The organism is Paenibacillus faecalis (assembly GCF_900289175.1).
Classification (GTDB): domain Bacteria; phylum Bacillota; class Bacilli; order Paenibacillales; family Paenibacillaceae; genus Paenibacillus_AQ; species Paenibacillus_AQ faecalis.
Map to the genome: position 1 here is coordinate 3,552,011 of NZ_LT985747.1, position 11,741 is coordinate 3,563,751.

Genomic DNA, 11,741 nt, shown 5'->3' on the forward strand with positions numbered 1-11,741 from the left:
GATTTATGAAAGTCAAAATGTTTAAACACATGCTCCAGTTAGAGTGTAACTACCATTAACGCTGTCGATCAGCTTTTTTTTGAAATTTCAATACAGAGCACATCTGGTGCCACTTCCAGTAGACCTTTATTATCATTCTGATTCAAACTTTCAATCTACGCACCCGCATAGGGTGCGACGCTACCCTGAAGGGGGGTGTCGCTGTGTCCATTCTTCTTTCAATCCATGCACCCGCATAGGGTGCGACCAATGTCCTAAACAATATCGATAATCGTCCACAATCTTTCAATCCACGCACCCGCATAGGGTGCGACATATTGAGCTGCTGAAAGCATTCCATTGCACGGACTTTCAATCCACGCACCCGCATAGGGTGCGACCGTTGGAGTTTTTGCAGCTGGCTATTAAGTATTTGCTTTCAATCCACGCACCCGCATAGGGTGCGACGGGCGATACGGCGGCCAGCGACATATTAATCGACTTCTTTCAATCCACGCACCCGCATAGGGTGCGACGGGCGATACGGCGGCCAGCGACATATTAATCGACTTCTTTCAATCCACGCACCCGCATAGGGTGCGACGTTTCATCACCCGTCCCCACTTAGGACTGGTAGGACTTTCAATCCACGCACCCGCATAGGGTGCGACTTAAGGTAGGCGGCGTTTACACGTTGGTCTTCGATGCTTTCAATCCACGCACCCGCATAGGGTGCGACATAGACCTACTTCGCGTTAAAAAGCACCATGATCTTTCAATCCACGCACCCGCATAGGGTGCGACTCCGATTTTTCAAATCAAAACAGGTCAAAAATCGTATTTTCCTGAGAAACACTAGTTATCAGCACGAATAAACTTCCTATAAATGGTGTGATTTGCAAATGTTATTTGTTTTCGTGGTGCGAATCTCCCGGGAAATTCATGTTCGCTTCACATTCGCACTAATTTATAATGAGAGATTAGCAACTAAATAAATCATACCACACATTCATTTTTTCAGTTTAAAATTCCAGCATAAAGAATAACCCCTTCATCAAACACATCAACCCAAAAAGCCCATTCTCACCTGCTCTGCAAGCTAGAATAAGCTTTTTAAGGGATATATAATCCAAAGAACTGCTAACTCTTTTTCTTCAGAAGATGAATATACCATTTCAAACCGGAATTATGATTTAACAAGCTTACCTTGTCCACCACATCAAACAATCCGCACTGCTCAATCTCTTTAGTCTTATTTTCGACCATTGCATAATCGGGATCGAGGGTATTTTTGTGAGAATATAGGGAGGTTATGATTACACCATCAGGAGTGAGATGAAGGGAATATTCATTCAGCTTGCTGGGTGCGTTCGGTACATACTGCAATGATTCATTAAAAATGATAACATCATATTTTCGGGAGGGAACATACTGATTAATATCACCACAATGAAAAACAGCCTCTGTTGTTTTACTAGACGCCAGCATGATCGCTTCTTTCGAGATGTCCACACCTGTATAGTGCTTCTTCTCGCTGTCTGTAAGCATATCGTACAAAATGCCAGTACCGCATCCCATATCCAAAATCCCTTGCTTTGCAACAAACTTTCTTATGTACCCGTAAACAATCGCATACCTGGCATATTCCGAAATATCCGATAAATAGTCCCACATGTTAGATCTGTACTCTTCGTCCCATTGCTGTTGACTGCTTTCAATATAATCCTGATCTTTCGTATTTTCCACTCTCGATTCCTCCCACAATTTAAGATAAATATACGGCAAAGAAATCATAATACAAAAAAATGACGACGCAGCAGTTAAAGCAAACTCGCAATCTTTTTCTTCTTTATAATAGTATTTGAGTTATTTTATGTCAATTATTTCAAATGAGACAGTCAAATATGATATATTACTCAGAAAAAAACACACCGCGAAAAAGCAATTTTTCCTTTTTACACGATGTGAATTGATTTAAAAAGAAGCTATTTACTTTCTTAATCTTATCGCTTGAAAATGCGGCTTCCCCTCACCCATAAAACGTGTGTGAAAGTCTTCCACTTGAAAATAATCTAGGACAATCCGCAAAATCTCTTCATCTGGATACATAGCAAAATATCGCTTAGGCTCGTAAGTATCTTGTTCCCATACTCCATCTACCGATATGCCTCCATACAACCCTAAATAAAGCAGGCCGTCAGGTTTCATTACACGCCTAATCTCGGCGAGTACATCAGCAATCTGTGACTTTGGAACATGAAGGAGACAATTCATTGCGTACACTGCATCAAAAACTTCATCAGCAAACTTCAATTGGTAAAGATCCATAACTATCGCGTGAAGGCCTTTTTGTTGACATAAACGAACCATTTCTTCCGACATATCAATCGCGGTTACATCCAAGCCATGCTGCTGAAAGTATAGGCTGTCCCTTCCTGGACCGGCACCAATTTCAAGCACGTTATGAATACGGCTGGCTCGAAATGCCTGCAATACTTTCTTCCGCTCTTCTACCTTCCAATCTTCCAATTCCATTGTATCTCTGAATTCGGCTTGGTGATTGTAAGCTTGCTTGAGATCATTTTTGATGTCTACCGCAGCAGTCACTTTCCGATCCGAGAGAGCCCCTTTGTCCAATATATTCTGAGCTGCCAGATTTCCTTCTCCCACGATCTTCTGCTCCTTCACCAGCATCTCCACAAATTTCATATCCGCAGGTGCGAACACAAACGCTCCGAGTTCAGAGCGCTCTACCCACCGAAACTCATCATGATCAACAAGCTGGATGGTTCCTTTAATATAATAAGCTTTGTATGCAATCAGCCGGATATGAACTTCACCGTAATGATGATCATGGCTTTCAAAACAGGCGTAGGGCTCGATTTCAATCTTCATTTCCTCTTGAAGCTCACGCTTTAAACACGCTTCAGGAGATTCCCCCGCTTCCAGCTTACCGCCCGGAAACTCCCACAACCCAGCCTGCGACTTCCCGGGCCGTTTTCTCGCAATCAAAATCTGTCCCTGATCATTTTCGATAATCGCCGCCGCAACCTCTATCAAATATAATCCCCCCTTGTGTAATAACTTTATTTTGTATGAAACAGTAGTGGAAAAATAATCAACTTATATTATGTACTAAGATCATATCAGCTAAGTTTTATCTAGCAAATAACCACTTCTATATAAATGCCAATCCTCAAAAGTTTCAGTTGTCTGCTTTTAAAATCAAATGAGTACACGGGTATCAGTTATATTTATTTTTTTCCAAGCACACATATAGGGTACGACGATTACGGAGTTAATCTCCGAGATGATCCTGATGTATTTCAATCCACGCACCCGCATAGGGTGCGACGAAGTATCAATGGTCAGATGCTGACGATTTAGGCGATTTCAATCCACGCACCCACATAGGGTGCGACAAGGTTAACTCTCCCGGCTTAGACAAAGCACCCGGCGATTTCAATCCACGCACCCACATAGGGTGCGACTCCGATTTTCAGTCAAAAAATCACGAAAAATCGATTTTACATTCAAATGTTTCCCGTCTATTAAAACAAAACCCAAAATAAACCAAGTATATTTTGTTGTAAAACCAAATATATGTTATTTTTCTGGTGCGAATCCCCCGGGCTTTCATGTTCGCTTGGGGAACAAATAACTATAAAACCTTGTTCCAGGCCCATTAAATGCGACCGAATCAATTTATAATTTCAACACATACAATTCTTCGTCATCCCGTATTTCCCCGGTATTTATAAACCCGAAAGATTCATACACATGTTTACCTTTTGTATTCTCAGCTACGATAGATAAATAAATCTCCTTGCAGCCAAATTGATTTTTCATTTCTTCGATAATCAACGATAAAGCCTGCTTACCATAGCCATTTCCCTGGAATTTTATATCAATCATAAATCTGCACAGTTCATAGGAGTTGCTTTCTTCCGAGAATCCATACATAGCAAATCCAATTAACTCACCTGTATGCTCAATCGCTTTTATTGTCCAACTTCCTTCAAAAAATGACTGTGCAAATGAATATGCATTAGAAGCAACAAATTCCTCATCGAGCGTAAGTTGATTATCCTTATTTGTAGTCAAGAGTATGACTTTTTCCCAATTTTCTTTTGTTATTTCAACAAGTCTCATGCATTTATTCTCTCCTTAAACTCATTTTTTAAATTCCGACTTTTTCATAATCAGGTGAGAATTCTACGCACCACTTGCTATCATAAACTGAATTTGCATACCTAGCAGACAGCACCTCATCCTCCGAAACGAGAGACTGCTTCTTCCGTAAAACGACATTGCCCTTACTGACGCCAATGACTCTGGCCAAAAATCGGCCGTTCATCGTCATGAAAACAATCGAGATGTTGCGATCCGCATAATACCCCATTAATGCGGGGCTTGCCCCTGTATAACCAAAAGCAACGATCGATTCCAGATTATGCAGCGGAAGACGGCCAAGCTTTTCCTGATCTTTTAACAGGACAATATTGTCTCCATCCAGCGATAGGTACACATCCGGCTGGGTAATAAACAATGTATTTGCTGTTCGATATGAATGAGTGCCCATTGCCTTTTACAAAACTCAAAATGCTGTATGCCCGAGAGCATCAAAAAATCGTCTTCCCGATTACTGTCCATCCAGAGCTTCAACCTTCAACCCATCTAATTCCTGCACTTCAATCGCATAGTCTTCATACGATCTTGGTTCATCGGTCTTGGACGTAACACTTAAAGATCGGTGCACCTTGGCCGAAGAGTATTGGCCTAATTTGGAGTTATGCTCCCACCAGTACACTTTATGCACTTCCATGCTGCCATCCGGTCTCGCTGAAGACAGATCATTTTCAAAAAGAGTACAAAGTGCCTGTTTGATTTTCTCCGCATCCTCATTTGTAAATCCAGTTTTCTCAGCTAATTGTGTATTGATGCTGCCGTAGAATACATACAAGCCAAAATCCACCCGATGCTTCATCCCCATCGTATCCGATCCCCGATCCTTGCCCGGTTCGGAATTGACACTCTTCGTGATCTGCATGCTGCTTATATCAATCGGATCGACACTTCTGGCCGTATGAATGGATACCGGTCCCCGAACACCCACCGAAACACCACCGGAGCCTGAGCCTTTAAAAGCAAACACCTGACCAAAGCTGCGGACATCCATCCACTCCTGACAAGCCATTCTGGCAAATTCATCACCAGATACAGATTTCGCCTTCATCATCTTACCTAGCTCGGCATGTCCCTCTGCACGCTCTCGCAAGCTGTTATATTCATCGTTTTTTCGATCATTGGATTGTACAAAAATAGCTTCGCCCATATCCTGCAAGCGGTTTCTAATCTTGCGCTTAATGGCGACATCCGAAATTTCTCCGTACCCGTCGTAATTCTGTCTGGGACGGTTTCCGTTCAACGGGTCTCCATTCGGGTTCGCGCTACGCACAGATAAAATAACAGCAAAATCAATTTTATGATCCAAGCTGCTCATTTTCATCACTCCTTATTCGTTTGAGGTTTCCGATGCCGAGGCATCTTCAGATTTTTGTTTCTTCTGATAAAGTTCATGACGCTGACTGTAAAGACCGAGCAAATATTTTCCGGATAAAGGTTTGTTATTAAAATCTCCAGGTTTGAAGGTACTACCAATTTCATCTATAATCTTGGTCCAATAGACAGCATCTCTGCCCAAACGAGCCTGATACGGCTGAAGTGCTGCCTGAATCACTTGCCAGGTTCGTTCAGGATGCTTGGCAAAAGCATTCATATAACGAATCGCATTGGTCGCCCGCTTCTCATCACCTAAAGCTCGCCGTTCAAGTACATCCGCAACCGCCAGCATCCGTCCAAACAGATAACTGCGGTCATCGTTATTCACATCCAGTGCCAATTCAAGTCCCTCCTGCCGATCCTTCAGATCTTTGTTAATCAATGCACACGCAATGCTTAGCGTTTTCTCCCACTCCCAGGACTCCATAGATACCGGATTACTGGCGCGGTTATATACGCTGTTGATAACATCCTTCGGCACTTTCATGCCATCTACAATACATGGGAGCATACGCTCCATGAATCCTTTGACCAGTTTGTCGCTGGCCCGCGGCCCATAAGCTGTAAAGGCGATATCCTTTGTTGAGGGCGCTCCGTAAAATTGCACAAAATCCCCTTGCTCATTTTTTCGGTAACGATGAAGCCAAGCGCATGAGAGATGCCAATTCTTCAACCTGTCCAAAAAGATTTCCATGTTTAAATTGCGGTAATACAGCACAGCCATGCGCCCAGTCGTAGCTGAATCCAGAATCATCAAATTGGCCTCAGACTGCAAAAAATGCTCCGATTCAGAAGCAATTTTATTTCGGTATCCATCCAAAGCTTTGGCCAATTCATTCGCCAGCGTTGTATTTGTATTGGATTTGAGCTCAACAACCAGACTCGCCTCGGGATCAAGAGCAAAGGTATCCTCCGCAGGATCGGGCAGATCAAGCACCTTATTTCCCCATATCAGAAACACCCGTTGATCGATGCTCTTTCCTTGACGATGGATAAGCCATTTCAAGGCATTGTGTGCTTTTTGCGACACATCATAGCTGATGCTGGCAGCGTCCCTGCTGTGAGCAAACCGTCCGCGAAACGTAAATCCGGACGTATCGTTGGCCGAGATCAGCTTGGCTTTATCTGCCGCATGGCGAATCTTGTTCGCATGCCGCTCCGTACTCGGCAGTGTTTGTCCAGTAACATAACAGATATCCTCATCTCCGAGTCGTTCCTGGTAATAGCGAATAAACGAATCATACATCTCCCGATCCTTCCATACTTCGGTCAGGATTCGGTCCGGTGAATACACCGTAAATCGAATAAATGCACTCGTCTGATCACCCGTCACCGCACTAAAAATAGCCGGCTTTACAGGGTATAGCTCTGCATATTTGTCGTTCCATTTTTCAATCAGTCGGTTCTCTTGATCCACTGCCAAAGTATTTTTATAAGCTACTAAGTCGTGAATGAGCGTTCTTTTGCTTAAGTAACGATAAATGCTTTTCACCTTGGGATGTGCATGTCTGGATTCCGCCCAGCTCTGCAGTTCTTTTATGTAGGTTGCAAAAGGCTCCTCCCCCTTGATCTTTCCACCGTATTGAGCGTAGTCTCCAGCTACATAACTCAGCTTGTCATGCAGCGGATAGGGGGCGATAACCGATCCTGCCCGGCTTGCAGATTTTTCCGTACTCGGGATCAGGGTACTCATTTCTTTTTTATCCACAATCACCTTGGCAGAATGAAACTCCCCAGCTTCGGTAACAGACACTTCTATTTGAGCATTCTGGGTCGTATGGGAGATGGGAAGCAGTGTATACTCACGCTCAAACCTAACTTCAATCTCGCCCACTCGATCCAGATTGGACTCATAAGTTTCATATAATTTCAAAAGCCAGCTCATCGACTTCCCTCCTCTCCCCAACTGGCTAACAGCTGATCGGCAGATTCTATATTGGTATGGTCAAAATGCTTCGGCTTCATCTCCGAGATCATGCGCACCTGCGTACACGCTTCCGGTCGAGGGAAGGTAATCACGCCATCCTTCATCACAGGGTTCCACAGCCTGACCTCAAGCTGATCTCTGCCCGTTTCATCCGGGTAGTTCAGACCATGCACCATATGGCCCAGATGAATCTCTCCGTAGCCATCGTAAAAGCCTTCTCCCTCACCGAACACGCACGGCTCCACATAGCCTTGACATTCACGTGTGCCCAGGAAGATGTCTCTGCGACCCCCAGCCTGAACGGAGCGCTTTAATATGTTGTGGTGCTTATGCTCGTTGCGATCAAACTCCAAATCGGGCCGATTCATATTGAATTCAAAATGACACCGCACTTGATACTCAACATCCTTCAAATACGTATAGTTGGCGAGTGTGTTTCCGCCGCTGTAGTCGATTGGACGAATGCCTTTGGATTCCATCCGGATCGCCTTCATCACACGAATCTCATCTACGATCATGATGAGCGTGGGTTTCCAGTATATTGATTCAACAATCCCCTTTATAGCCTGATAGGTAGGCACATGGTAGGAAAGCTTCTCTCCTCCCAATTTGGTTAAAGGATCTGTAAAAAGCGCATAGTCACCATAAACTTTAAACTCTACAGAGTTTCTCACAGCGTTTCCCATGGACTCACCCCCTTTCAATCGCTTTCGTTGCACTAGAATAGACTGATCCCAGTCCAGCTATATATATTGAACTAAAGATCCTAGCCTGAGCATCACTACGAATTCGGATTATTCTTCCGATCGCTCTTGCCCCCAGATTTCTCTGAAGGATTTAAACAATCGTTGAAATCCGGGGACAAAGGCGAACACTGACGTTTCTCCAGAATAATTCCGACTTCTTTCGTTGAAGTAATACTTTTCTTTTGTTCAATCTATATATCATTTTCAATATCAAGTCCAAATTCTTGATGATACGCCCCGTCTCTAAGCACTAATATCTGTCCATCCAAAATGCGCTCGATACCGCCGTTCTTGTCCAGCTGACGCAATTCCTGATCAAACACATTAATCGTATACTGCTGTGCTTTGCGCATCAGCCTGGAGAAATCCTCAATGCGTTCGGCTCCGTTCAGCTCGGCGATAATTGCTTCCCCTTCTTCACCATAAGGGACGATTACCGGCGTAGCCAGATCATGAATTACGTAAAAATACTCTGCCGCCGTCTGATAGCTGTTCGCTAGAAATAACGGAAGTCTCGTCTTGTTGTTGGTCTTGTAATCTTCGAAATACTGATTATCCTTTAAGCCTCCGAATAATAGATTCGTCATACTTTGCCCCAGCTTCGGTATCGGAAAATCCAGATTCAGCTTAAAAGTTGAATAAAACTCTTGAAAATACCGCTCCATCGCTTGGACAGACAACAGGTGACCGCCATGAGCAGAAGCATCCCGCTGCAAATCTATCAAAATCCTTTGGGAGATTTCTTTTCCCTTTTGAATCTCTTTCAGACGACTCAGATTTTCCTCTTCATGATCAATGACATACACCTGCCGCAATCCATACTCCCCATGGCGATTGCATCTTCCTGCCGCCTGAGCTATCGAATCCAGCCCGGCTAATGAACGAATAACACATTCAAAGCTCACATCAACACCGGCTTCAATTAAGGGTGTGCTTACACAAATCACCTTTTGCCCATTTTTAAGAAGGTTCCGCACTTCATCCAGCTTCTTTTTCCGATGAGCCGCACACATCGATGTACTTAAATGATAGATTGGAACTCCGCTGATGCTTGTAAGCAGCTGTTGATACAGGTTTTTGACAACGGATTTTGTATTTAAAATCGCAAGGACACTTTGGGTTTCACTAATCTGATCTGTGATGAACGCTGCCAGCTTATCATTATTAAAGCGCTCATCTGTGGCGTGATCCCTAATCTCCACTCGTTTGAATGCGGCAATGACAGCATCCAGATCCTCGATCATTTCCGCATCCGAACTCACATTCAGCTTATGCTCGACAAAATCCAGCGCAGGCTGCGTCGCCGTACACAATACGATGCTGGACTGCCCATAGGTATTCAGAAAGTTCAGTGCTTCATTAAATAAAGATACACAAGAAACAGGGACCTTCTGCACTTCGTCAAAGATAATAACCGCCTCACTCAAATGATGAAGTCTGCGAATATTTCGGCTTCCCTTGGCAAAAAACACATTCAAAAACTGCACCATCGTCGTAAAAATAATAGGAGAGTCCCAGTTATCCTTAGCCAGCTTCAGCTTTTGCTGCACGGTCATGAACCCGTCCATCTGCTCGTCATCTACGCTTTCTTCCTCCACCACATTGGAATGGTGCTCCAGAATATGCTCATCATCCTGAAGAATTCGGCGGACCTCGGCAGCGTTCTGCTCAATAATCGTCGTGTACGGCAGAACATAGATAATACGTTTTTTGTTATAGGCCTCGGCATGTTTCAGCGCATATCGCAGGCTAGCCAGCGTTTTGCCCCCGCCTGTCGGAATAGATAATGTAAAAATACCAGAGGGTCTGATCGCAAAACGTTCACATTGCTCAGACATCTGGTTTCGGAGACGATTTATAGGTGAAGGGGAATCTTCGGCATAGGAATGAATCTCTTCCATCAGCCTTTGATAGTACGTGTTGAACAGTAGCTTCCGGTCTTGCTGTTGCTGGACATCCACACGGTTATCTACACGGTATCCCTCAAGGTTTTCTTCAAATTCCCTTGTATTCGTTCGATCCGCATCAATTAGCGCACTGAACACAAATTTAGTTAAGAACATGCACTTCTTTTCTGGGGAGAGTGTAGATTTTTTAGCTAAAAATTCAGTTAATTCAGATGCCGCCTGATCGACATATTGCCGGAATTCCTCTTCACTGATCGTAAACTTAAAGAAGCGTTGTACACTCTCCTCGTACTCTTTCAGATCATTTTTACAAACACGTTTCAAATAATCGGACTCCAGCTCCGGATTCAAAAAATCCTTCAAATAGGAATGATGGGAAATGATTGCGTTTCCAACAATTTCGGCTAAAATCCCATGAAAGCGGTCGATCTTTCCGGTGTGAAACAGGTTATACAGCAGCCGGCCGCCAGCCGTTGAGTGGTCCACACTTCCGCGCTTCGGCGGATCGTCCGGATTCTCTACAGCCTGAAGGATGTAATTCTTAAATTCCTCCGTAAATTTGCCCATGTCATGAAGCATGCCAGCAAGTCCGGTAATATGCTTCACCCCTATCGGCTCTCCATAGGACTCGGCTAAAGCTCGAACCTCAAGTAAATGCTCCTCAACCGATTGCCGCTGCCCATCACTTTCCCGAATGTGAGCAATATAAGCCATCCATTGTCCTCCTTACGATCCTATGTAACTATCCTTTCAGTTTCGCAAAAGTAAATTCTTTTCCCCTACCCAAGTAACAACAATCTTAGTGTATGTCATTCGATAGTCACACCCTAAAGTCCTACCTAAATGAACAATTTTCCAGCATTTTTTACTAGCTTCGACAATTCCAAATGGGAAAGGACCGCTTTAAATGTTGTTTATTTACAATTTAAAGTAAGTGGCTTGCGAGACACGGGCCTGTATAGGGTGCGACCATGTTCCGGTTCGCGTTACCATTCGAGGGATGCCATTTCAATCCACGCAGCCGCATAGGGTGCGACGAATCCTCGGGTAATTGATTCTGTTGTTGATGATGCATTTCAATCCACGCACCCACATAGGGTGCGACCAGTTCACTCGGACCCGACGATGACTGCAATCATCATTTCAATCCACGCACCCACATAGGGTGCGACGAGTCATTCGAATGACACCATAAACTTATATTTTTGATTTCAATCCACGCACCCACATAGGGTGCGACGCGCAATCAGACGCTAAAGGGGGCGAGATTGGCATGATTTCAATCCACGCACCCACATAGGGTGCGACCTTATACAGTTTTTCGTACACGGATGCACCATCAGGGATTTCAATCCACGCACCCACATAGGGTGCGACATTGGAGTTACCAGAAGGGCGATATTATACTTGATTTCAATCCACGCACCCACATAGGGTGCGACTGCAACTGCTAAAATGTTATTTAAAAACGCCAAGGAAATATTTCAATCCACGCACCCACATAGGGTGCGACCATCACAGGCAAGCCATTGCAAACCTATACAGCAATTTCAATCCACGCACCCACATAGGGTGCGACGCGGCTCGTACCGCAGTCAAAGCGGCGGCACAGCGAAAGAT

General features: G+C 44.2%; 7 protein-coding genes, 2 pseudogenes and 2 CRISPR repeat arrays (1 of these 11 cut by a window edge). All 9 genes and pseudogenes read right to left on the bottom strand.

Annotated features, from left to right (window positions below):
- Positions 1–147: 147 nt before the first annotated feature.
- Positions 148–783: direct repeats of the CRISPR family, unit length 32 nt; unit sequence CTTTCAATCCACGCACCCGCATAGGGTGCGAC.
- 336 nt (positions 784–1,119) lie between these two features.
- Positions 1,120–1,725: a class I SAM-dependent methyltransferase gene (locus C8268_RS16730; RefSeq protein WP_106768723.1), complete on the bottom strand. Its 606-nt coding sequence runs from the start codon at positions 1,723–1,725 to the stop codon at positions 1,120–1,122.
- Between the two features lie 243 nt (positions 1,726–1,968).
- Positions 1,969–3,039, bottom strand: coding sequence for an 8-oxo-dGTP diphosphatase MutT (gene mutT, locus C8268_RS16735; RefSeq protein ID WP_106768724.1), 1,071 nt, complete (start codon positions 3,037–3,039; stop codon positions 1,969–1,971).
- 645 nt (positions 3,040–3,684) lie between these two features.
- Positions 3,685–4,131, bottom strand: coding sequence for a GNAT family N-acetyltransferase (locus tag C8268_RS16740; protein ID WP_106768725.1), 447 nt, complete (start codon positions 4,129–4,131; stop codon positions 3,685–3,687).
- A gap of 61 nt (positions 4,132–4,192) precedes the next feature.
- Positions 4,193–4,561 (bottom strand): annotated as a pseudogene (locus tag C8268_RS16745) (CRISPR-associated endonuclease Cas1); the annotation flags it as partial.
- Positions 4,534–4,632: pseudogene (locus C8268_RS23175) on the bottom strand (CRISPR-associated protein Cas4); the annotation flags it as partial. The pseudogenes C8268_RS16745 and C8268_RS23175, both read right to left, overlap by 28 nt.
- Complete coding sequence (gene cas7c, locus C8268_RS16755; protein WP_106768727.1) at positions 4,622–5,482, bottom strand: type I-C CRISPR-associated protein Cas7/Csd2; 861 nt, start codon at positions 5,480–5,482, stop codon at positions 4,622–4,624. The pseudogene C8268_RS23175 and the gene cas7c, both read right to left, overlap by 11 nt.
- 12 nt (positions 5,483–5,494) lie before the next feature.
- Positions 5,495–7,426, bottom strand: a complete 1,932-nt coding sequence (gene cas8c, locus C8268_RS16760; RefSeq protein ID WP_106768728.1) for a type I-C CRISPR-associated protein Cas8c/Csd1 — start codon at positions 7,424–7,426, stop codon at positions 5,495–5,497.
- Positions 7,423–8,142 carry a type I-C CRISPR-associated protein Cas5c gene (gene cas5c / locus C8268_RS16765; RefSeq protein ID WP_106769997.1) on the bottom strand — a complete coding sequence of 240 codons (720 nt, stop codon included), beginning with the start codon at positions 8,140–8,142 and terminating at the stop codon, positions 7,423–7,425. The genes cas8c and cas5c overlap by 4 nt, the downstream gene beginning before the upstream one ends.
- 263 nt (positions 8,143–8,405) lie before the next feature.
- Positions 8,406–10,835, bottom strand: coding sequence for a CRISPR-associated helicase/endonuclease Cas3 (locus C8268_RS16770; protein WP_106768729.1), 2,430 nt, complete (start codon positions 10,833–10,835; stop codon positions 8,406–8,408).
- Positions 10,836–11,126: 291 nt separating this feature from the next.
- Positions 11,127–11,741: direct repeats of the CRISPR family, unit length 32 nt; unit sequence ATTTCAATCCACGCACCCACATAGGGTGCGAC; it runs 1,174 nt beyond the window's last position.

Bases quoted from the DNA above. Each gene is read 5' to 3' on its own strand.
- C8268_RS16740 (WP_106768725.1), bottom strand. From the start codon at position 4,131: ATGAGACTTGTTGAAATAACAAAAGAAAATTGGGAAAAAGTCATACTC.
- cas7c (WP_106768727.1), bottom strand. From the start codon at position 5,482: ATGAGCAGCTTGGATCATAAAATTGATTTTGCTGTTATTTTATCTGTG.
- cas8c (WP_106768728.1), bottom strand. From the start codon at position 7,426: ATGAGCTGGCTTTTGAAATTATATGAAACTTATGAGTCCAATCTGGAT.
- C8268_RS16770 (WP_106768729.1), bottom strand. From the start codon at position 10,835: ATGGCTTATATTGCTCACATTCGGGAAAGTGATGGGCAGCGGCAATCG.